Here is a 21,624-nt window from a genome sequence, read left to right as displayed (position 1 = left end):
AAATCCAATGCCAGACTAATGGTATGCCTTCTTCGTCCAGAACTCCCGCTCGTTGTAGCATGTTGACCCCACGCCCTGGAGGGCGGGCCCGACGGGACACGACGTAAATTCACGCCTAGAAATGGGTACGGTTGACGGGTTCGTACCGCGAAGGATTCGGACCAGAGTCCTCTGACGCGATGTTTGTTAATCAAAACGGAGAGGTCTGTTCATAGACTAAGACGTAGCTGGAAATGGTTCTGTTTGACGGGTTCGTATTAAGGAAGGTTTGAACTCGACTGCGACTGCTCTGAATTTCGGAACTCCTTCAATTCACTCACTTCTTCCTGTAAATCTTGTCGTGATGCTCATAGTCTTCGAGGATAACGGTCCTTCTCTGCTCGTCAATCGAAAATAGGAGGACGAAGTTGCCGAAGTGAACCCTCCGCATACCCGCCAGTGGGAAATGCATTGGCTTGAACCTGCGCGGATCTTCCAGAACCTCTTGAATCTTCTTGGTTATGACTTCCATCTGATTTGGATTCTTTCTAGCCAGCTTCCTGAAGGCTCTATCAACGTGCTCCCTGGTTTCCAGTTCATACATTCATTTCTGACCGTATCTTTTCTTGAAGTCGCTGATGCTTCCAACTCTGATTATCGGTTCCTCCCGGATCCTCTTCAACTTCCTAAGGTACTCTGGTCTGACTCCAGATTCAAGCACCAGCTCCCTATACTGTTTTGCCATCTCGTTAATTGCCTGTGACTTGTCCTTCAAACCGTACTGAGCCTTGACGACGTTGATTACTTTGTTTGCTTGCTTGTCTATCTCGACGATCGCCTTGACCATATTAATACCATGTTAATATGAGGATATAAGGCTAATCGCCGGCCCTTCGCTATCTCGGGGAAATTCAAATCTGATGAAGTCAACTTGGAATTGATTCTGCGGGCCCGACGGGGCCCACACTCCGGGGCGTTCGGAACCCGATCTTCGCGGACTTCTCGGGTTCCATTGTAACTTATCATAGCCACAGTCGAGGTTAAAAATACCACGGTCTCCTTTTTCCCAACCGTTATTGCCATAGTCCGAGTCCGGTGGTACTTCACACCGATCGGAGCTGTAACCCCTTTCTTTCCACCCCTAGACAACATGTCTGCAGATGGTGTTACGCGTACAAACGAATCGCCGTGGTCTTTGGTATTTGTTTCCCAGACTGGGATCCCGCTCCACCGGAGCCCTTTACGGTCCATCGAAGAATCGTATCCGGCAGAAATCTCAAGCTTGAGGGCCACAGAACCAGATTCATCACGTCGCTAATCTATCGTCTCTTCAACGGGTATTTTCCCTCGAGTATCTTGTAGAATTCATCCCCGCAGAACCATGGGAAGTCTGGAACCCCCGCCACCTTTATCCTTCCATCGATGACGATGCTAGGTACGGAGCTGATAGCGTAGTGCCGCATGAGTTTTCCGTTCTTCGAGTCCCTGACATCCAGCGTCTCCATAACGCAATCCTTGCATTTGCCCACCTCGATAATCTCCGCCGCCTGCTCGCAGAGCCTGCAACCACCAGAAAATATCTGGATTCTGTGCGGCATTCCAAGATTCCCAATTGCAGACTTTAGCTTAAGGTTTCTTGCTCATCAACATCTCCCCCCTTCTCTTCCTGTACTCAGACGAGTTTCTGTTTTTCGTGCCCTATCTGACTCTCTTTTTATCCCTGGACAGAGTTCCCTACGCGGTTCTTGATTTGGTGATTTCGGCATTCTCGGGCATTGTCATTTTGGCCTCCCTGTTCCAACTTGCACACTTTCCCGCCGCGGGGTCCAAATACACCAAGACCGGCCTCGCGGGAATGACAGCCGCCTTGATTGCTGGAGCTTGCCCTTGTTACTATCTCGTGCCCCTGCTGGTCTTCGCGGGTGGGGCCGGAGGGTTCCTCGCCGTCTTAGGAGTGATGTTCTATACGTACCAAATCCCCATCAAGCTGGCTTCCCTGACTCTGCTCGTGTCAGTTGCTTTCGTCCAAGAAAGGAGCCTAAGAGCTCAATGCGCACTCGACCCAGGCCTGATTGCCAAGTAGGGCCGAGAGGATTGCCCCAACGAACTCCACTGCATGAAATATCACGGCGAAGATAGCAGATCCGTCGGGGGAAGATTACAGCTAGACTGATAATCGCCCCACTTGACTCTCGAAAACCAAGAGATCTGGCTTATCGTAGTGTCAGGCGCGCCACGCGTTGGATTCGAGCTTCAAGGCTGAGCGATGAGTTCTGCTGCGACCGAAAGAGCACCGGCGTACCCGAAGCATGGTCGAAAACACAGTCTTCAGGATCCGAGATTAACCCGTCAGGGACAAACGGACACCCGAAGCATATCATCCGTGAGGGCGAATACCCTTGACAAACGGTGAACCGGCGGCGGCTGCCGCATCCCCAGTCCATAATGATAAATCGAACACAAGCCGGTACGAGGCGGTTCATGGAACACCCTTCCAAGGAAATAATCGGAACTGAAGGGGAGGAGCTCAGGGGGAAGAAAATCATCCTGGGAATCACGGGGAGCGTGTCGGCCTACCTCGCGCCAGACATAGCCCGGAGTCTGATGAGGCATGGCGCAGACGTACACGCGGTCATGACCGCGGCCGCCCAGAAGATAATTCATCCAGACTTGATGGAGTGGGCAACGGGAAACCCCGTAGTAACTGAACTCACTGGCAAGATAGAGCATGTCGTGCACACTACCGGCGCTGGGAAGGCTGACGCTATCCTGATTGCGCCCGCGACTGCGAACACGATAGGGAAGATCGCCGCAGGAATCGACGACTCCCCGGTCACGTCGTACGTCTCCTCTGCCCTTGGGGCCGGGATTCCAATCCTGATTGCGCCAGCGATGCACGACACAATGATGCGTCACCCCATCATACAGGAGAACCTCAAGAAGCTCGAGAGGGTGGGCGTAGTCATCATCCCTCCGACAATCGATGAAGGGAAGGCGAAACTCGCAAGTGTCGAGGAAATACTTTCCTCATTGATACTAACTGTTTCGAACAAAGATATGCGCAGCATGAAGGTTCTGATAACCGGTGGGCCGACTGCCGAGCAGATCGACCCGGTCAGAGTCCTGACGAACAGGAGTTCGGGGAAGATGGCGGTCGCCCTGGCGTCTGCGGCGGAGAGGAGAGGGGCGAGTGTCACGCTTGTCTACGGTCCTGGCTCTGCCGAACCTCCGATTGGGGTGAAGGTGCTCGCAGTGAATACAGCCGAACAAATGTACAAGCAGGTCATCTCGCAACTGTCGCATTCAAAGTACCACTTGATGCTGGCCGCGGCCGCCGTATCAGACTACAGGCCGGTCAAAATCCTCAACACCAAGATAGAATCTTCGAAGAGCCAAACGCTCACGCTGGAACTGGCCAGGACACCCAAGATAATCGACCAAGCGAAGAGAGTGAGTCCTTCGACCTTCTTGGTGATATTCAAGGCGGAGCATAACCTTCCCAGGGCCGAGCTGCTTGGTAGGGCAAGGCAGAGACTCAGAGAATCGGGCGCTGACATGGTCGTGGTGAACGACGTCGGCAGGGAGGGGATTGGCTTTGGAGCGGATGAGAACGAAGTGACCGTGGTCTCGTCAGGGGGCGAGACAACGCACCTCTCCAGAGCTCCGAAGAGGAGGATTGCAGACGGCATTCTCAGCCTGGCAGTTAGGGAGCTCCGCAGCGAGTGAAAGGCGGCCGTTTGCGAGTAGCTGCGGTCCAGCTCGACTGCAGCGGGTCGAAGTCAGAAGTTGTGAGACGGGCATTACGGATGACGCGACAAGCCGCCGACAAGGCAGAGGTCATCTGTTTGCCTGAGCACTGGGTTCCCGATGCCATCAACAACATCGAGAAGGTGGTCGAGGCGCTCGCTCAGATAGCGACAGATACAGGGGCGTACATCATCTCTGGCGGGGAATTCACGAGGAGAGAGAGCGCAACCATGGTAGAGAGCGTCTTGCTTGGGCCGAAAGGAGAGGTCGGAAGACAGCAGAAGACTCACCTTTTCGGCAGAGAGAAGAGGAGGGCAATCCCGGGGAACGCGCTTTTCACCTTCGACGCGAGTGGAGTGAAGGTAGGAATCACCATCTGTCATGACTTGGTTTACCCTGAGGTCTCCAGGATTCTTGCCCTAAATGGAACCGAAGTACTCTTCGCCCCGGCCAGGATATCCTCCGCCGGCTTGAAGCCCTGGAAACTGTATGTCAAGGTGAGGGCACTCGAGAACAGAGTCCCGGTTGTCAGCCCCAACGTCCTACAAGCTCCTAAGTTTCAGGGAGGGAGCCTGATCGTTGGATTCACGGTCGGAGAGAAGGACAGGATAGTGTATCCAAAGGTACTCGCCAGCTCCGGTCCTCGATCCCAAATCCTAGTGGCCAACCTTGACCTAGCAACAATCAGGCGTCATAGGGAGGAAAGGCTGCGCGCCAGACGCCCGGAAATCTACTCCGACCTCCTGAAATGACTCGCAGGACAAAAAGGATGCCGCGGGTCGGATTTCATTCGTCGTCAACCGGTAACGTAACAGAACCGGGTTGACGCGTATCAAAGTTTATCGCTTGGAATTCTTCAGACAAGTAAGCAAAGAGGATTAGCGTTGCTGGTACATAAGGTCTGCAAGTCACAACTCATTACAATCAATGGCGACTCGATATTTTGCGACCTGTGTAACACTCGTGTTAAGTCAGACGAAGTTGAAGAAGTTGATGACAGTCCGAGCCCATTCTCTGGCTAGATGCCAAGTCATAACGCGGGGGCAGGACTCCGACCTAGCATGTTGGGTGGAATTTCAGCCTCGATTTACTGGTAAATCATCGGCAAGGAGAGACCAAGTGCGGGCCCGGAGGGATTCGACCCCTCGCTACCTTTGTGTTAGTGAGATTTGTCGAAACTTGCACCCAGGCAGCTGCCTATTGCGAAACTGTCGAACGCCTATTCGCCAGTTCATGAACTCGTCATAGATACGGGACAACAGAAAAGGCGGTTTCGCTTGCTCACACGAAAGGAGGACTGCGGCCAACACGTGGCGAACGTGATCCCCCCTCTTCTGGCACATTAACCCCCGTTTTCGGTGCTAGTTTGGCCTGGTACTCGTTTGGGAATTTCTGGCACATGCCACCGGGCACTGTTACTCTTCGGGGAATCCATGTCCGATGTTTCTCCATCATGGCCCGACAACCTAACAGAACCCAAAGGAGCTACTTACAAATACACCGAGGTCAACCATACGTCACAGACATGAGGATTGAAGACGGGGATTGGCTCGTCAAGGATTTCAAGAGTTCGCCAAGCGAAGGCGCGCCAAGTCCGAGTTGTCCATACTGCGATTCACCTGCATTCCTCAAGATGAGCAATGGAAGGATAGTTCCAGGGAAGATAATCGTGAAGTACTACTGCTCGTTCGACAATTCTCATGACTTCGAGCTGTCTTTCACTGATACCCTGAAGGCGAGAAGACTAGTGGAACAGCAACGGAAGTTGTCAGAAATGCCATGGAAGCACCCAATGACCGAAGAGGAGGAAAAGGAAGCCCAGGAGTATGAGAAGGAACTCCTAGAGAGTTTTGAGAAGCTCCCAGATCGCACGTATCATGCAGGTAAGAAAAGAGGAAAGCGGGAACGGAAAGGAGCCCGGCGGAGGAGGAAACGAGATTGAATCAGACGAGTCTCATTACATTGCGGCTCTGACAAGACTGGCCCGAGAATGATCGTCAAGACCAGCTTGTCCCTCTCCTGGAAGCCCGGCCTGAGACTGATCGTCCGAATCCTCCTGAGCAGCGCCCTGCCGTCCAGCTCCACCAGCAACTGTTCGCCTTCCTTCCTGTTTTTCGCGACCCTCCCGAGGAGTTCGCGCTGCCCGTCGTCCTTCGCCCAGAGCTCGATCAGGACGTGCTCGTCGTCAACCCAGACGCTGGTGAATTCCATTCGAGGAATCTCGACCATCTCGATGGAAAGGTTGCGGATCAGGGGCCTCTCGGGCACAGCGATTCGGATCGGGAACCGAGATTTAACCAGTGGTGCCTGCTTGCGGCGGTTGGCGAAGAGGGAGACGCCCTTGTGAAACTATCGCGGTCCATGTCTTCCTTATAGCAAGGACTTGGTTCTGCGTCAACGTGCAAGGTAAGACGAAGTGGCCTGCCCGAATTAATGACTACGTAAGCAAGACAGTTTTTATCGAAACTAAACGTGGAAAGAAGTTTTGCGGAAGGATTGACGACTATGAGCTGGGGGTCATAGTCCTGTGGGATGCGGTGCGATTCAAGCCCAAGCGCAAGAAGTGGATTCCTGTTAGGGCTTTGGGATTCGAAACCGATATGGTTGATCTGCACTACCAAGAGATAAGGAGAATGGCGGTTCGAGAGGCTGGAGAACCCAGGCTATTATACGAATGGAAGAGAAAGAAAATGGGTCGAAAGGAATTTTTCGCCACAATGAATTCTTGACGAAACTATAACTTGCCTCCCGTTTATGTATGCCAAATGATGGAAGCGCCCCAGCGCCTGCCTTACGGTCTCTCGGCCCACCAAGTGCGATTGCTGGGAGGAAAGGGTGTCTCCACTACTCAGAGGAGGATACAGACGATGACGGAACGGCGAGGTGGACTGAAGACCGGAATGCCAGAGATGATCAAAGCTGGTGGCCAACTCACCAAAGCCATGGCGGAGTCGTTAATGCTGAGCGTAATCATCGCGACGAGGAGAATTCTTGATCTGCCGGGGCCCCACACCTCATATCCAGAGACCAGAGCACAACTGATTGAATATCTCAGGTTGAAGCAACTCGGGCGCTCTACGCTTGACCAGTTGCTAGCGTTCGAAGCGCGAACCAATTATCATTATTGGGCAGCCTACAAGAGAATTCTAAGAATTGCGAATCTGGACTTCAAGAGCAGAGTTAGGGAAAGGTTCGTTCGCGAGCTTGTTTCGATTCCGAGGGCCAGGGCAAGAGGATATTCACCTGCCAATGCCGCAATCAACTATCTGCACCAAAGACGACTTGCCATATGCGCCAACATTAACTCGCAGGTTGGATTACTCAATATTGAGGGCCTGATCCACGTCAGCTCTCGGAGTAAAGGGCTGGGTCTTCTGCTCGATCTCTCAGATCAATTCAAGCTCGCTGACAGAGAGAGGTTTCTCGAGCGGTGCTTGAAGTTCGAGGTTAAACGAGAGGATTTCGTTAGCAAGCTTGGACGACAGCACGTCAGGTATTATTATCCGAGCGTGGACATGGTAAGACAGCTGGAGGAGATCGGACGTTCTGCCGATGAGCAGATGCTATTTTACGAAGGCCGAGAGATGAGCGTGCTTGAAGCATATAGGAAATACACTTCATCGATGAATCAGGTCTTAACTTCGGGCAACGTCGCGGAGTTCGAACCACTCGTATATGGGGCGAAGGCCGACCTAGATTTCGTCAAGACAGCAACGAATTCGATGGTGCGCACTACTCTCATTCCGTAGTCTGCCAAGAAAAGTGCATTCTCCGCTTGGTTATAGACAACTAAATAAGGTTGAGTCTGACGACCGTAATACCACGAAAGAAATGATGCACGCAGATGGGCAAACTGCCGCCAGGTTCATGGATTGAGGGGCCACCCTGTTCTTTGAGGAAAGACAAACTTGTCTGAGCCTGCGTACATCCTCGATTCAACTGCCTTCTACGCGGGCATCCCGTACCAGGGCAGCGGCCGCTACTACACCACGTATCTCGTCCTGCAGGAAGTCAAGCACCACAACGTCGGCTCTTCCCTGATTCATACCAGGGTGCAGGTGACCGAGCCGTCGGCAGAGTCGGTCAGCCGCGTCAGGTCAATCTCATCAAAGACTGGAGACTTCGGCGCCCTCTCGGATACCGACGTGTCCCTGCTGGCCCTCGCGCTGGACCTCTCGAGGACCGACGGCAACGTCCACCTCGTCTCGGATGATTTCGCAGTGAGGAACGTGGCCGAGGTCCTGTCCATCCCATTGTCGGAGACCACGCTGAAGGGAGGGGAATGGAAGAACATCACCTGGAGGCTTTTCTGTAAAGGGTGCGGCAAGCAGTACACGAACCCGAAGCTCACCGAGTGCCCGGTTTGCGGCACCAAGCTGGTCAGGAAAGCTATCAACACGTAATCGGCGCAAGGAGGCAGGTAAAGACGGCGCTACTAACTTAGTAGCAAAAAACTACTACACTTATAAGCACAATATTACGTATGTTATGACGTGAGTCTAGGAATTGAGTAAACAAAGGTCATCCGTGCTTCAGGTATCTGATAGGTGTCCCAACTGCGGCAAGAGGACGTTGGTTGAGGATTCTACCAGCGGCGAGCTCTCTTGCAGCAACTGCGGTTTCGTCGTCAGCGCAAAGTCGATTGACCTCGGCCCGGAGTGGAGGTCCTTCGCCGACGACGCAGAGAACAAGGCCAGGACCGGCGCCCCGACGTCGATAACGCGACGGGACATGGGGCTCTCCACGGTCGTGGGCAGGTCTAACAGAGACGCCTCGGGCAGGGCGTTAGCGTCTCCTATGCGGACCACCATCGACAGGCTCCGCAAGTGGGACAACCGCTCCCCCGCGATGGGCTCCATGGAGCGGAACCTCGGGCTGGCCATGACCGAGCTCGAGAAGATCGGCGACAAGCTTGTCGTGTCCCAGGCCGTCAAGGAGAAGGCCGCGTACATCTACAGGAAGGCGCTTGAACACGGGTTGCTGAGAGGACGCTCGATAAACGGCATCGCCGCAGCCTCGCTCTACGCCGCATTCAGGGACACGGAGACGCCCCGGACGATCAAGGATATAGCGGCTGTGAGCAACCTGAACAAGAAGGACATCGCCAGGGACTACAGGATACTGCTCCATGAGATGAACCTGAGCATGCCTGTCGCAGACGCGGCGAAGAACGTCACCAGGATTGCCTCAAGGGTCGGGATGTCAGAGAAGACAATCAGAAAGGCGATAGAGATTGTCAGGATGACCGAGCAGAGGGAGATCTCCGCGGGCAAGGCGCCGATGGGCCTTGCAGCGAGCTCACTCTACCTTGCGGGCGTGCTCGAAGGCGACGTGAAGACCCAGAAGGAAATCGCAGACGCGGCCGGCGTAACCGAGGTCACGGTCAGGAACAGGTACAAGGGACTGAGGGCAGACCTCGGAGCAGAGCTGGGTCTCGAAGAGGCTCCGCCGAAGATCGTAGCGCGCTAGTACTACGTCAGCCTTTCTCAGGTGCTCCTGTAGGACTGTCTCCGCTTACGCGTGATTTAGGCAAAGATGGACCGGGGGGGAATTGAACCCCCGACCTTGGGACCCGAACGGGTTCTCCCGCGTGCGAGGCGGGCGTTCGTACCGCTGAACTACCGGCCCTACGCATTTCTCTCTTCTAGGTGTATTTAACGGGATTTTCCGCCTTCCAATACTTAATTACGACAAACCGTCCTTCGTAACCATGTTGTCAGAAAGACTGTTCACAAGATTTTCGAAGACTACCACCCCACCGAGAATCGACGAGATACCCGACGGGGGATTCTGCCTCTCCTCCTTCGTAATTCTCACCAAGACCAGCAGGCCGAACGAGATCCTCCTCGGAAAGCTGAACGTCGACGGGCCGTGGGAGCGGATTGGCGGCCTCGACAGGGAAAGAGCTGAACGCAACAGAAGCGGCTGGATTCTCCCGGCGTCACAGCTGCTGTACGGCGAGTCTCCGCAGAACGCGGCAGAGAGAATTCTCGACGAGCAGCTGGGCATCACAGACCAGAAACTCGAGGGGCCATGGGTCTTCTCCGAGGTTTACGGGCCAAAGAACCACTGGGACTTGGAGTTCCTGTTTTCGGGTGAAAGAGCGGAGGTGAGGTCCCACGCCGCGTGGAAAGAGCTGAGGTTCGTGGACACCACGAATCTGCGCAGGGAGGATTTCGCCCGGTCGCACGAAGACATCCTCGCCCACCTAGGGAAGTGGAGGGGCTAGCGCCTCTCGTGGAGACGGAACCCTTTTTGAGCGGGAACTGACGGACGAAATCAAGAAAATGCGCCACATCGACCTCGACGACAGACTCTTCTGGCTGGCCCAGGAGAAAGAAATCAAGAGCGGCGAGACGACGGACGAGTACTTCCTCCACACGAAGGAGGTCCTGGGCAGGAATCGCATCGACTCCAGGGTTGTCATGGAGGTCTACGCCAGGGACGTCCCATACCAGCAGAACTGGGGAGTCGTGAGCGGCGTCTACGAGGCTGCGAAGCTACTCGAGGGGCTGCCCGTCAACGTCTGGGCGTTCGACGAGGGGTCTGTCTTCCTTGCCGACACATCGACTGCTCTCTACGAACCCCTGATGGTCATCGAAGGGAGGTACTCTGACTTCACTGAGTACGAGACTCCACTGCTCGGCCTCCTCGCCTCGTCGACAAGTGTCTCCACGCGGGCGGCCAGGTTCAGGATGGCGGCGGGAAACAAGTTACTTCTTAGTTTCGGCACGAGAAGAGTCCACCCCGCCCTCGTCGCTCTCGTCGAGCGCGCCTGCTATCTGGCCGGGTTCGACGGAGTATCCAACGTCCTCGGGGCGAAGCTGCTGAAAATCACCCCCTCTGGAACCATGCCGCACGCCCTCATCCAGATCCTGGGAGACCAAGAGCGCGCCTGGCGGCTCTTCGACAGGACAATCGCGAGGAGCGTCCCTCGGGTCGCGCTTGTCGATACGTTCTGGGACGAGAAAGCGGAGTCCATCAAGGCGTTCGAGGTGCTCGGGTCAAGGCTCTGGGGAGTGAGACTCGACACCCCCGCCTCCCGTCGGGGCGACTTCCGGAAAATCATAGAAGAGGTGAGGTGGGAGCTAGACATCAGGGGAGGAAAGAAGGTGAAGCTAATCGCCTCGGGCAGGCTCGACGAAGACTCTGTGAGGCAACTCAGGGACCTCGTTGATGGTTTCGGAGTGGGGACGGCCGTCGCTTATCCTCCGGTGATAGACCTCAGCGCAAAGATTGTCGAGGTCGTTGGTCGAGGTCGGAGGGAGTTCAGGGCGAAGAGGGGAGGGCTGGGAGGAAGGAAGGCGGTCTACAGGTCGAACGGGTTCAAAGACTCAGTCGCACTCGAAGGCTCACCCAAGCCGAGGGGCTCGTCGGCCCTGCTGAAGCCGCTGCTCGAGGACGGGAAGATTGTGCGGAGGTACGAGGGGATAGAGGGCATACGGTCCCGCCTCGCAGGCTCTCTCCGAGGTCTGGAGTCTTCACAGCCGTCGCTGACCTGGAGGTAGCCGGTTTGGGAATGGCTGCGCTCGTCGTCGTGGACGTGCAACGAGACTTCTGTCCGGGTGGTGCGCTCGGGGTGAAGGGGGGCGACGACGTCGTCAAATCCCTGAACCGCGTGATCTCCGCCTTCCACGACGCCGGACTCCCAGTCTTCCTCACCAGAGACTGGCATCCGGCGAACCACTGTTCGTTCATCGAACAGGGTGGCACTTGGGCACCCCACTGCGTGGCAGGGACGCCCGGAGCCGAGTTCCATCCAGACCTCGTCGTCCCTAAGGGGTCGGTTGTGGTCAGCAAGGCGACGGCGCCAGACTCGGAGGCATACTCTGGCTTCCAAGGGACGGACCTCGAGGCGGAGCTCAGGCGGCTCGGCGTGACGGACCTTATCATCGGAGGCCTGGCGACCGACTACTGCGTCAAGCAGACGTGTCTGGACGGGCTCGCGAGGGGGTTCAAGGTCGAAGTGATGACTGACTGCGTCAGGGGAGTGAACCTGCGGCCTGGAGACTCGGCGTCGGCCCTGAGGTCGATGACTGCGAAAGGTGCAACCCTGACTACCGCTGGGGAGGTGGTGAAGAGATGCCGGCGCGCAGCAATGGTGTCATCATCCCGACCGTAATGGCCAGTCCAGGTCGCCCGTCGTAGCACGCTACGCGCCAGACCCACGCTTCAGCGGGTTTTCGCTATTTATTCATTCTGGACAACCGAAGATACTCATCACGCTTTTTAGTCTGAGAACGTCCCTCGCCCCGGGACTTGGCCGAAGAGAACGAGTTCGAGAGCTGGTACCAGGCTGTCGCCGCGGACCCGGAGTACTACACCAACTCCGAGGAGGGGCAGAAGGAACTTGCCGACATGATCAGAAAGGAGTCGGAGAGACTCCTGGAGCAGATAGGCAAGACGGTCAAGCGGACAAAGGAGATCATCTGGCTCTCACGCTTCTGCAGCGAGTGCCAGTACTTCAGGAGGGATGGGTCGAAGACGCGCTGCGACCGCTGGTCTGTCCGCATAGTGAAGCCTTTCTATGGAAGAGCCATCTGGGCCAGCTCCCCTTCCAGGACGGGCGGGGATGAGAAGGAGTTGACTGTCGAGGGAATCGACTGGGACGAAAAGTGGAAGGAGATCTCTGACAAGATAGTGGAGAGGGCAGTCAACCTAGTCAACGGCGGATACCCCTACTTCTGCTACAAGAGCAGGTAGGCTCCGGTCCCTCATCATCATGCTAATGCGCGACTCGGCCGCTGCTCACGTTAATTAACACCCGACGAAACGCGCGAGGCGTGCCGAAGTCCAGGATCTACTTCATCACAGACGTCCACGGCTCCACCAGGTGCTTCAGGAAATTCCTGAGCGCAGCCAAGTTCTACAACGCAGACATCTTGATTCTTGGCGGGGACATAACCGGGAAGGTCATGATCCCAATAGTCGAGCAGCAAGATGGGGCCTACCACTGCACGTACCAAGGCGACGAGATACGGCTGAAGAACAGGCACGAGGTAGACGACTTGATAACCAGGGCGGCGGACTCCGGCTCCTACTGCAAGGTCGTCACCCAGGAGGAGTTCGAAGAGCTCTCAGCGAACCCTGCGAAGGTGACCGCATTGTTCAAGCAGCTGATGGTCGACCGCGTCGGGGAGTGGGTCGCCCTCGCCGAGGAGCGGCTCGGCAAGACCAACGTGAAGTGTTTCATCTCTCCAGGTAATGACGACGTGTTCGAAATCGACCCGGTCCTCAGCTCCTCCTCCTACGTGGTTAACCCCGAGGAGAAGGTCGTCGACATAGACGGCCATCACGAGATGATAACCCTCGGCACCACCAACCACACGCCGTGGCACAGTCCGCGCGAGGTTGACGAGGAGGAGCTTCAGAAGAAGATTGAGAGAATGGCCGACGGCCTCCAGAACATCGGGTCGGCCCTTTTCAACATCCACGTCCCTCCAATAAGCACGCTGATAGATCAGGCGCCCCGGATAGACGAATCGCTCAAGATCGTCGTCAAGTCTGGTCAGGTGCAGATGATCTCGGCAGGCAGCTCAGCGTGCAGGGCGGCGATTGAGAAGTACCAGCCAATGCTCGGCATCCACGGCCACATTCACGAGTCCAGAGGGATAACCAAGATAGGGCGGACTATGTGCGCGAACCCCGGCAGCGAGTACGGGGAAGGAATACTGCGCGGTTTCCTCGCTGATTTGGAAGACGATAGAATCAAGTCTTACCTCCTGACCTCTGGCTGATTCAACCCGAGTCGGTAACGACCAGCTTGTCTCCCTCAGGTAACTCATACCAAGGGACCCTCTCCCCGACCCTGGCCCTGAGCTTCCAGCTCAGCGTCTTCGGCACGCCCTCGATCATCCTGACGAGTCCCTCCACCTTGGACTTCACAACCGCGACCTCTGGTGAGCTCAGACCGTAGCCTTCGACCGCATTGAGAACCTTGGAGAGGTTCATCGTGAAAGTCTTGTAGACTCCCCAGTCGTTGGAGCAGAGGCCGGCAATGTACGGACCGTTGATCATGTCGCCGTCGCCTTTGCCCACCTCGTGGTCCATGAGCAGCGACACTACATCCCTGAAGTCCTTGTCGTTTATCTGCACGATCTGGAGCTTGGTCGCGAGCAGGTCGGCCAGTGGCAGGGTGTACGGGTCGAGGCGCACTCTTTCCCTGAAGTCGAACTTGTGGCACATCTCGAACACATCAAGGAAGATGTCGACCCTCCTTTCGTTCACAAGGTCGTTGAATATCAGCCTCCTTGAGCCCATCATCGCGTTGAACCTTACTCGCGGTTCGTAGCCAATCTCCTCGAAGAACTCCCGTATGTCTCCCGACTGCTTCGAAAGTCCGATGAAGTCGAGGTCTAGGTACCTCCTCTTGAGGGCGGCGTGCTGCGTGGACGGGCACCTAATGCGCACAGCGATGCCTCCGAGGAGCCGCAGTACCACGCCCCTCTGCGCCGAAGTCTCGAAGATCCTCTTAGCCTCCTCGAGGGGTTCAGCGAGTATGCTCATCCTGCGTGCGCTCGCCGCTCACCGCTTCTTTAGAGCTTATGGTTTCCGTTCAAGCGCCGCAGCCACGCATTCGGGACTAACGTCTTATACTCGCCGACGGAAGAGCGGTGCTGGGAGTCGCTTGTCCGAATCCAGGGACGTGGTCGGCAAGATAATGTCAAGGACGGTGCGAACGGTGTCCGGAAGCGAACCAGTCAGCGTTGCCGTGGCTAAGATGGTAAAGCACGACATCGGCTCCGTAGTCGTCTTAGAAGGCGGCGCACCAGTCGGGATTATCACCGAGAGGGACATCATGAGGCAACTGACAGGCAAGTCAGCCAAGGACCTCAGCTCTCCCTCCAAGACGTTCGCCTCGAAACCACTGGTCACCGTCTCCCCCGAGACTGAGATTTGGAACGCGTTCACCATAATGCTCCGCAAGAAGATTAGACGGCTGCCCGTGGTGCAGGGGGGCAGGCTGATGGGGATAGTGACGGAGCGCGACCTCTTCAAATGGGTGGTCGGCGTGTTCTACGAGCCGAACGTGCCCGCAGACATCAAGAAGCTCATCGTGCAGAACCCCTAGCCGGACTTCAGCGTCGGCTCTACGTGCTCAATCCAGTGCCTCGCCATCTGCTCTCTCGTTGCCACCCAGACGTCGTCGAACCTTGTGGCGTATGAAAGGAAGTTCCTCAGGGCAACAATCCTGCCAGGCCTACCTATGACGCGGCAGTGGAGCCCGACAGACATCATCTTGGAGGCCTTCTGCGCCTCTTCATGCATCACGTCGAACGAGTCTTTCAGGTATGTGAAGAAGTCAGAGGAGTTGGCGAACCTGTGCATAGGGGCCTGGAAGTGGAAGTCGTTCGCGTCCGGCGTATACGGGAGCATCAGTATCCCCTTGCCTCCGCGTCTGTAGGGGAGGTCGTCGCTGTAAGAGTCCGACTCATAGATGAAGTTCCCCAGCTCCTCGACAATCCCGACCGTGTTGACGCTCGGTTCCCTGGCGTAGAACCCCACCGGCTTCTTTCCCGTGACTTGTTCTATGACCTCCACTGACTTGCTAATCATGTCCTTCTCTTGGCTGTAGGTGAACCTGTAGTGTTCCGTCCATCTGAGGCCGTGGTCGCACACCTCGTGCCCCTGGTCGACGATTGCTCTCGCCGCAGCCTTGTTCACTTCCAGGGCGGTCGCAGTCGCGAAGAACGTTGCTTTTGCCCTGTACCTCTTAAGCGTCTCCAGTATCCTCCATATCGCCACCCTTGGCCCATATTCGTAGCTGCTTTCATTCCCCACGTCCCTCACTGGCATGTCGACTGGCAGGAACTCACCCACACCCTCCACTATGCCATCGGTCGCGTGGGAGTGCTCCGAGCCCTCCTCGTAGTTGATGACCACGGATAGCGCCAGCCTGCGGTTACCTGGCCAGCGGAACTTTGGAGTTTCCTTGCCATACCCAACGAAGTCCCTCCCAGCTTCCTGCATCTTCGCGCAGTTGCGCACTCTCAGATGATAAGACTTTCTCGGAGAGAGGAACGCGCGGCTACTCTGGCGGTATTTCCTTCAGGGCCATGGAGATATCCATCCCCTTGCCCTTGTGGTAAAACCTGCTAGCAAAGTACACGACGAAGGCGACGACGAGCACGGCCAGTGCCAGCAGGACACTGTTGACGTTGGGTGCGGTGATCAAAGGATTCGTGTACGCGACGAAGCCGACGTAACCGAATCCGATTGCTGTGAGCAGCCCCACCAATGTGACGAGGGGGATTCCTGCAACCTTCTTACCGACCCAGCCCGGCGCGGTGGCGAAGAGGTCCTTCTTGACGTAGGGGAACGCCATCAACGCCAAGGCAGGCATGATGTACGAGACTCCCCAGAGTACAGTCCCCAGCGTGAAGTACGTGAAGTAGCCCAGTATCAGGTAGAGGTAGGAGAGGACCACTCCGAGCACAACTATGGCCAATATCGAAACATACGGCGTGTTGAACCTCGAGCTGACGTTCGCGAACTTGCTAGGGATCACCCTGTCGAAGGCCCAAGCGAAGAAGTACTTGCTCGGAATCCAGAAGTACGCGAAGAGGGCGCCGAGAGACCCGACGAGGTAGGTGAAGAACATGACGGAGATGAGCAGGTTGTTCGGGTACGCTGCGACTGCGAGGAAGAGCGTCTGAGTGGGTGCGTAAGGCAGTGGATATGCCGCGGAGCCGGCACCATTGGTCAGCCAGGCGTAGCCTACAGGTGTGATCCAATCATGGTTTATCGCGTTCAGAGTGAGCGTGGAGGTAATCGACCAGTAGATTACGCCGAAGATTAGCGAGAGGAATAGCGCCACAGGAATCGACCGCTTCACGTTCTTTATCTCTCCAGCGAAAGCGTTGGCGTAGTTTCCGCCGAAGAGGAACAGGAAGGCGAACGGAAGGGCCGTGACTATGGCGGCGAACCCGACGGCGTTACCGGGGAACCCAGCCTTGTTTATCGCCGTGCTCTGCAGCGCCGAATACGCGTAGCTCGAATTGAGGCTCCCGATCATCTGGTTCCAGTTGCTCGCAAACGTGGCGTTGCTCGTCGATCCGAGTATGTACCACATCAGGATCATCCCGATTATGGCGACAATCCACGTCGTGTACATGAATCCCTTGATTAGCTTGTTCCCAAAGATTGCGAATACGCCGAAGAGCAGCGTGAAGAGAGCCGCGAGCATGAAAGTTCCCCAGGAAGACCCCAGGAAGGTCCCAAGGTCTATCAGCGAGGCAGAGTTGCTTGTGAGACCAAGTGCGGTGAACGCCGAGGAGAAGGCGGTCGCGAAAGGCGAGACCTCTCCCACATAGGCCACGAAGAACACGACGAACATGTAGAGAGCCGCCCAAGCGAAACCGATGGAGGGACGGAAGATGCGGCCAACCCAGAGGTAGTCGTTTCCAGTCCTCGGCATCACTACGCCGATGGCCCAGTAGGCCAGCATCAGGAACACGAACGGAATGGCCGCCACTACGAGAGTGAGCGGCAGGCTCGCCCCGAGCGTACTGCCGTAGAACCAAGCGAACTGCTGAATCGTGAATACCAGGGCGAAGACCATCGCAGATGCGAAGAGCAAGGTGTCGACGGCGCCGAACTCCCGAACGAGACCGGTCGCGTCTCTGACGAATTGCTTCGTCTGCAAACAGCCAACGCTCCGCGCGAAGTAAATATATGAACCTAACGTGTTGGGTTATGAACAGCCAAAATTGACAGGTTTCGACGCTGGATTGTGCAAAGCTGGGCGGTCTTGATTGGATAGGCTCCACAACGCCGTGGTCACCTCAGCCCATCCGCTTGCATCCGAGGCAGGCGCCTCTATTCTGAGAATGGGGGGTAACGCTGTAGACGCCGCGGTCGCAACATCTCTGATGCTGGGGGTGGTCGAGCCAGCGTTCTCTGGAATAGGTGGGGGTGGCTTCGCCCTGATTCATCTGGCCTCGGGAGAGACAACCGCCCTTGACTACAGGGAGACGGCGCCAGCGAAGTCCTCGGCCGACATGTTCCAGCGTATCGCGGCAGACGCAAACAGCGTGGGACCTCTGGCCGTCGCCACGCCAGGAACGCTATCTGGGCACGCCCTCCTTCTGGAGCAGTTCGGCACTATGAAGTTCAGAGATGTCGCCCGACCCGCAATCGTCGCAGCAAAGTCGGGCGTCTCGGTTTCCAGCCTCTCGCAAAGGATTCTGAAGGAGAACAGAACAGGGGCGCTGGACAAGCTGAAGCGTTTCACCGAGTCCGCCCGCGTCTTCGGTGTCGACGGCCGATCGGCCCGCTTCAGTAAGCTCCCGCTTCTATCGAAGACTCTGTCGAAGTTGGCAAAAGACGGGCCAGAGGGATTCTACGGCGGGACAACATCCAAGGAAATCTCGACCTTCGTAGGGAGCCTCGGAGGAATCTTATCTGAGGACGACTTCGGTAGGTACGCTCCCAAAGTTCGCAGACCGGTGGAAGGGGAGGCTCGAGGGTTCAGGATCGTCTCGATGCCGCCGCCCAGCGCTGGCGGAACGCTGTTGATCTATGGTCTCGAAATCCTCGCCGAGCTCGGCAATCGAGCTCGTGCCAGCACGAAGGCAGGGATGTTCCGGGCGGTCATAGATATCCTGAGGTCGATGCTCGACGAGAAGCCGAGCTTTGGTGACCCAGAATTCGTCGACGCCGCCACCAGCCAGATCCTGTCTAAATCCTACGTGCAGAAGAAGGCGGAGGAGATCTGGTCTGGAACAAACCCCACCGGAGGCAATCGTTCCTCGGACGGCCCTGGCTCCACTTCGCACTTCTGCGTTATCGACTCCGCAGGCAACGTCGTCTCTGCGACGGAGACAATCGAGTGCTACTTCGGCTCGGGCGTCACCGTGCCGGGCCTGGGAGTCCTCCTGAACGACGAGATGCACGACTTCGACACGGTTCCTGGAAGGCCCAACTCCGTGGCGGCGGGGAAGAGGCCGGTCAGCAGCATGTCCCCTACAATCGTCTTCAAGGACGGGTCCCCTTTCCTCGTCATCGGCGGGGCCGGCTCTGAGCGAATCATCAGTTCCATCTTTCAGGTGACGACAAACGTCTTGGACGGGGGGATGGCCCTGGGAAGGGCGTTGGCTGCTCCGCGGATTCATCCCACTGCTGGGGGTTTGATGGTGGAAGGAGGATTTGACGAGACCACTGTCAGTGAGTTGCGAGGGCTGGTGGGCGACGTACAGGTAATGGGCAATCTGGAACTCTACTTTGGCGGTGTCCAAGCCGTCCTGATTGATCAGGACAAGAGGATGGCAACGGGCGGGGCCGACCCCAGAAGGTTCGGGGCGGCTGTCTCCGCCTAGCGCCTTGCTACCGGAGGAGTCCCGCGCCGTTGCGGTCGAGGATTCGAGCGGCGGCCCCGTGGGCTCCCTGCTCATCCAGTACTCCATCGTCCACGAGGTCTCCAAGGGTCTCTCCGAGGGCGAGCTTCGAGAGCTTTGCCGATAGCCAGTGGAACTCGGGAGTCTCGATAGAGTCCGACCCGTAAACAATCCTTGTTGTGGGCACCACTTCAAGGACGCGCCTGAACCTCTCCTTCGACAGGGCCGGGAGGTAGGTGGGCGGGAACGGAGTTGAGAGCTCGAAGTAGACGTTCGGGAAGACGCTGCTCAACCAAGCGGCTTCGTCAGTGTACGGGAAGCCGCCGTGAATCAAGATCACGGGAGTCTTCAACACCTTCTCCTGCTTCAGGAACTTGGACAGTAGCAACGGATTACACCTCTCCGCCACAACGTCAGTATCGCCGAGTCCAGTGTGAATCTGGAGGAACGCTCGAAGTTTCGATGAGCGCTCGGCAACGTGGTTCAGTAGGAAGTCACGCAGCGGCTTCACTCTGGGGCCGAACCACTCCTTCTCCCTATTCTCTTTCCGCAGCCTAAAGGAAGTCCTGGCTTCCTGCTCGGTCGGCGTGCCTACATCGAGCCCGGTCCGGTAAGCTATCACAGACTTGAATCCAACGAAGCCGTGCTTCCTAACGGCAGACTGGATTGTCTCATCAAATGAGGTAAAGAGTTCGTCGAAGCCACCTGACTTGGCGATCAAGTCTTTAATCAGCGGTTCGATTCTGAATATTCTGTACAGCTTTGCTGGCGCATGCCTCCTGAACTCTGCGAAGGAAACGGGCTCGAGTCCGCTGTCGAGCGCCATCCTCTCAATCCCGGCGTCCCCGAACAGTAATCGAAGGTAAGAATCGTACCTCTTCGCGAGCTCGTTCCTCTTCCTAAGTACTTCATTTTCCCCGCCCGACATCTTGAAAAGCAGGGACAGGTGGTGAATCATCCTTCTGTACGCCACCGAAGCCGCAAGGTCTTCTGTGCGGAGTTCTGGATTGATGCTCATCACAGTAGGCCCGCCCGCCATGAAGAGCTTCGTCAGCGATGAGCGCGTGTGCCTTCGCTGCGGCGCAAACGAGAAACAGTGAATGTCCGTGATTGGTTGGTCGTCGAGTTCGATCCTCATCTGATGCTTGCCTCTTCTCGAGACCTGCAGAAGCCGAAGTCTGACCTTTTAAAGCAACGCCACTCCCGAGTCGTGCGTTGAAACAGAGCGCGGTTGCGAAGCGGCTCTCTCAGCACAACTCCTCAATGGTAAGCATCTCGTACGTAGACCTGTGCGGCGTGACCCGGTCGAAACCTCTCGTAGTCTCGGACGTCGAGTCGATTCTGCGGAACGGTTTCAAGACGGCGCGGGCTAACCTGGATATGAACGCAGTCACACCTCTCACGCCTGGCTCGAAACTCGACATCTCTCAGGGCGACGTCTCCGTCATCCCTGACCAGACCACACTCGTCTTCCCCGCCTACTCTCCAGGTACCGCTCGCTTCATCGGAGAGGTCCACGAGGCCGACGGCTCCACCTCTCCTCTGTGCGCGAGGAGCGTGCTCCGGAGAGTCCTCGAGGAAACTGGATCAAGGGGATACAGGGTGATGACCGGGCTCGAGAGCGAATTCCACCTCGTCCGTCACGACGGGGACAGAGTTGTCCCAGCTGACACAAGTTCGATACAGTCCCAAGCGGGATACGAACAGCACAGGGAGCTCCTCACAGACATCGTGAAGGCGTTGAGTTCGATGGAAATCAAGGTAGTCAAGGCGCACGTCGAAGGCGGGCACGGGCAGCTTGAGGTTGACCTTGCCCCTGAGCCCTGTCTCAGGGCAGGCGACGCATACGTCTACTTCAAGGACGCGGTCAAGGCAGTTTCGATGAGTCGCGGTCTGACAGCTTCGTTCATGCCCAAGATAGGCGCGGACTGGTGGGGCAGCGGCTTGCACCTGCACCTCAACCTAACCGACCCGAAGGGGAGGAACCTGTTCTCCGATTCTCGTGACCGGCGAAAGCTGGGTCTCAGCCAGTCCTGTTACCATTTCATCGGAGGCGTTCTGAAGCACACGCGAGCTCTCTGTGCCATAGGCGCGCCCACGGTGAACTCATACAAGCGGCTCCTGCCGGGGAGGTGGAACGCCGACGCCGTGACCTACGGGCCCGGAAACCGGGGGGCGGCAGTCAGGATTCCTGACGAGCGGGGCGACTCGACGCGCATAGAACTCCGCCTGACTGACAACGCGTGTAACGTCTACCTGCTGCTCGCCTGCGTCGTTGCCGCTGGAATCGAGGGGATGGAGCGGAAACTCGACCCGGGCGAGCCCCTGATGTTCGACGCCTCTCAGATGAACGACAGTGAGCGCGTCTCCCGCCACCTGAAGCTTCTCCCGAGATCCCTCGGCGAGGCCCTCTCCGAGTTGGAGAAGGACGACCTGATTCGACGGACTCTGGGCGGCACGCTGTTCGAGGAGTATGTCACGCAAAGGTCGTTCGAGGTGTCTCAGGCCGCCGACCAAGTTACGCAGTGGGAGGTCTCCCACTTCCTGGACCTCTTCTAGAGTC

General features: G+C 56.8%; 24 protein-coding genes and 1 tRNA gene. 16 read left to right on the top strand and 9 right to left on the bottom strand.

The features are described 5' to 3' along the window. Nucleotides 1–316: 316 nt before the first annotated feature. The 3 genes from LYZ69_09530 to LYZ69_09520 all read right to left on the bottom strand — a co-directional run bounded on the left by LYZ69_09530 (nucleotide 317) and on the right by LYZ69_09520 (nucleotide 1,577). Nucleotides 317–583, bottom strand: a complete 267-nt coding sequence (locus LYZ69_09530; GenBank protein MDV3278684.1) for a type II toxin-antitoxin system RelE/ParE family toxin — start codon at nucleotides 581–583, stop codon at nucleotides 317–319. Continuing rightward, complete coding sequence (locus LYZ69_09525; GenBank protein ID MDV3278683.1) at nucleotides 584–826, bottom strand: DUF2683 family protein; 243 nt, start codon at nucleotides 824–826, stop codon at nucleotides 584–586. Nucleotides 827–1,298: 472 nt separating this feature from the next. Further along, complete coding sequence (locus tag LYZ69_09520; GenBank protein MDV3278682.1) at nucleotides 1,299–1,577, bottom strand: thioredoxin family protein; 279 nt, start codon at nucleotides 1,575–1,577, stop codon at nucleotides 1,299–1,301. 38 nt (nucleotides 1,578–1,615) lie between these two features. Between LYZ69_09520 and LYZ69_09515 the strand changes: the two genes are divergently transcribed. From LYZ69_09515 to LYZ69_09500, 4 genes are all read left to right on the top strand, one after another. Next, the gene (locus LYZ69_09515; GenBank protein ID MDV3278681.1) at nucleotides 1,616–2,062 is read left to right on the top strand and encodes a hypothetical protein; all 447 of its coding nucleotides are present in this window, start codon (nucleotides 1,616–1,618) and stop codon (nucleotides 2,060–2,062) included. A 398-nt stretch (nucleotides 2,063–2,460) separates the two neighbouring features. Further along, nucleotides 2,461–3,705: a bifunctional phosphopantothenoylcysteine decarboxylase/phosphopantothenate--cysteine ligase CoaBC gene (gene coaBC, locus LYZ69_09510; GenBank protein MDV3278680.1), complete on the top strand. Its 1,245-nt coding sequence runs from the start codon at nucleotides 2,461–2,463 to the stop codon at nucleotides 3,703–3,705. An 11-nt stretch (nucleotides 3,706–3,716) separates the two neighbouring features. After that, a complete protein-coding gene (locus tag LYZ69_09505) occupies nucleotides 3,717–4,478 on the top strand; it encodes a carbon-nitrogen hydrolase family protein (GenBank protein MDV3278679.1) in 762 nt (253 codons plus the stop codon). A 773-nt stretch (nucleotides 4,479–5,251) separates the two neighbouring features. Then, nucleotides 5,252–5,668, top strand: coding sequence for a hypothetical protein (locus LYZ69_09500; protein MDV3278678.1), 417 nt, complete (start codon nucleotides 5,252–5,254; stop codon nucleotides 5,666–5,668). Here LYZ69_09500 and LYZ69_09495 read toward each other — a convergent pair. Continuing rightward, entirely contained in the window at nucleotides 5,602–5,994 is a 393-nt protein-coding gene (locus LYZ69_09495) for a hypothetical protein (protein ID MDV3278677.1), read from the bottom strand. The genes LYZ69_09500 and LYZ69_09495 overlap by 67 nt on opposite strands. A 131-nt stretch (nucleotides 5,995–6,125) precedes the next feature. Between LYZ69_09495 and LYZ69_09490 the strand changes: the two genes are divergently transcribed. From LYZ69_09490 to tfb, 4 genes are all read left to right on the top strand, one after another. Then, nucleotides 6,126–6,455, top strand: coding sequence for a hypothetical protein (locus LYZ69_09490; GenBank protein MDV3278676.1), 330 nt, complete (start codon nucleotides 6,126–6,128; stop codon nucleotides 6,453–6,455). Nucleotides 6,456–6,491: 36 nt separating this feature from the next. Next, a complete protein-coding gene (locus tag LYZ69_09485; GenBank protein ID MDV3278675.1) occupies nucleotides 6,492–7,475 on the top strand; it encodes a CRISPR-associated endonuclease Cas1 in 984 nt (327 codons plus the stop codon). A gap of 159 nt (nucleotides 7,476–7,634) precedes the next feature. Next, nucleotides 7,635–8,129 carry a hypothetical protein gene (locus tag LYZ69_09480; protein MDV3278674.1) on the top strand — a complete coding sequence of 165 codons (495 nt, stop codon included), beginning with the start codon at nucleotides 7,635–7,637 and terminating at the stop codon, nucleotides 8,127–8,129. Nucleotides 8,130–8,298: 169 nt separating this feature from the next. Further along, the gene (tfb, locus tag LYZ69_09475; GenBank protein ID MDV3278673.1) at nucleotides 8,299–9,195 is read left to right on the top strand and encodes a transcription initiation factor IIB; all 897 of its coding nucleotides are present in this window, start codon (nucleotides 8,299–8,301) and stop codon (nucleotides 9,193–9,195) included. 67 nt (nucleotides 9,196–9,262) lie between these two features. On the opposite strand, the gene LYZ69_09470 is transcribed toward tfb, so the two are convergent. After that, nucleotides 9,263–9,354: transfer RNA gene (locus LYZ69_09470), tRNA-Ala, on the bottom strand. An 85-nt stretch (nucleotides 9,355–9,439) separates the two neighbouring features. Between LYZ69_09470 and LYZ69_09465 the strand changes: the two genes are divergently transcribed. From LYZ69_09465 to LYZ69_09445, 5 genes are all read left to right on the top strand, one after another. Further along, nucleotides 9,440–9,955, top strand: a complete 516-nt coding sequence (locus tag LYZ69_09465; protein ID MDV3278672.1) for an NUDIX hydrolase — start codon at nucleotides 9,440–9,442, stop codon at nucleotides 9,953–9,955. A 58-nt stretch (nucleotides 9,956–10,013) separates the two neighbouring features. After that, nucleotides 10,014–11,234, top strand: a complete 1,221-nt coding sequence (locus tag LYZ69_09460; protein ID MDV3278671.1) for a nicotinate phosphoribosyltransferase — start codon at nucleotides 10,014–10,016, stop codon at nucleotides 11,232–11,234. A gap of 11 nt (nucleotides 11,235–11,245) precedes the next feature. Further along, the gene (locus tag LYZ69_09455) at nucleotides 11,246–11,848 is read left to right on the top strand and encodes a nicotinamidase (GenBank protein MDV3278670.1); all 603 of its coding nucleotides are present in this window, start codon (nucleotides 11,246–11,248) and stop codon (nucleotides 11,846–11,848) included. Nucleotides 11,849–11,985: 137 nt separating this feature from the next. Next, nucleotides 11,986–12,429, top strand: a complete 444-nt coding sequence (locus LYZ69_09450; GenBank protein MDV3278669.1) for a hypothetical protein — start codon at nucleotides 11,986–11,988, stop codon at nucleotides 12,427–12,429. A gap of 80 nt (nucleotides 12,430–12,509) precedes the next feature. Beyond that, nucleotides 12,510–13,463 (top strand): hypothetical protein, encoded by a 954-nt coding sequence (locus tag LYZ69_09445; protein ID MDV3278668.1) that lies wholly within the window; start codon nucleotides 12,510–12,512, stop codon nucleotides 13,461–13,463. Nucleotide 13,464: 1 nt separating this feature from the next. Here LYZ69_09445 and LYZ69_09440 read toward each other — a convergent pair whose 3' ends face one another. Continuing rightward, a complete protein-coding gene (locus tag LYZ69_09440; protein MDV3278667.1) occupies nucleotides 13,465–14,232 on the bottom strand; it encodes a hypothetical protein in 768 nt (255 codons plus the stop codon). A gap of 121 nt (nucleotides 14,233–14,353) precedes the next feature. Here LYZ69_09440 and LYZ69_09435 point away from each other — a divergent pair, with 121 nt between their 5' ends. Beyond that, on the top strand, nucleotides 14,354–14,797 hold the full coding sequence (locus tag LYZ69_09435) for a CBS domain-containing protein (protein MDV3278666.1): 444 nt from the start codon (nucleotides 14,354–14,356) through the stop codon (nucleotides 14,795–14,797). Here LYZ69_09435 and LYZ69_09430 read toward each other — a convergent pair. Both LYZ69_09430 and LYZ69_09425 read right to left on the bottom strand, forming a co-directional pair. Next, a complete protein-coding gene (locus tag LYZ69_09430; GenBank protein MDV3278665.1) occupies nucleotides 14,794–15,696 on the bottom strand; it encodes a polysaccharide deacetylase family protein in 903 nt (300 codons plus the stop codon). The two genes, LYZ69_09435 and LYZ69_09430, sit on opposite strands and share 4 nt — an antisense overlap. Before the next feature lie 58 nt (nucleotides 15,697–15,754). Beyond that, nucleotides 15,755–17,371: an amino acid permease gene (locus LYZ69_09425; GenBank protein MDV3278664.1), complete on the bottom strand. Its 1,617-nt coding sequence runs from the start codon at nucleotides 17,369–17,371 to the stop codon at nucleotides 15,755–15,757. A 109-nt stretch (nucleotides 17,372–17,480) separates the two neighbouring features. On the opposite strand from LYZ69_09425, the gene ggt reads away from it, so the two are divergent. Next, a complete protein-coding gene (ggt, locus tag LYZ69_09420; protein MDV3278663.1) occupies nucleotides 17,481–19,043 on the top strand; it encodes a gamma-glutamyltransferase in 1,563 nt (520 codons plus the stop codon). Between the two features lie 7 nt (nucleotides 19,044–19,050). Here ggt and LYZ69_09415 read toward each other — a convergent pair whose 3' ends face one another. After that, the gene (locus LYZ69_09415) at nucleotides 19,051–20,199 is read right to left on the bottom strand and encodes an amidohydrolase (GenBank protein MDV3278662.1); all 1,149 of its coding nucleotides are present in this window, start codon (nucleotides 20,197–20,199) and stop codon (nucleotides 19,051–19,053) included. Between the two features lie 77 nt (nucleotides 20,200–20,276). On the opposite strand from LYZ69_09415, the gene LYZ69_09410 reads away from it, so the two are divergent. Further along, nucleotides 20,277–21,620, top strand: coding sequence for a glutamine synthetase family protein (locus tag LYZ69_09410; protein ID MDV3278661.1), 1,344 nt, complete (start codon nucleotides 20,277–20,279; stop codon nucleotides 21,618–21,620). The last annotated feature ends 4 nt before the right edge of the window (nucleotides 21,621–21,624 follow it).

The sequence above is a fragment of the Nitrososphaerales archaeon genome, from assembly GCA_032906765.1.
Lineage (GTDB): Archaea > Thermoproteota > Nitrososphaeria > Nitrososphaerales > Gagatemarchaeaceae > DASPPF01.
This window is presented reverse-complemented; position numbering and strand designations above follow the sequence as displayed.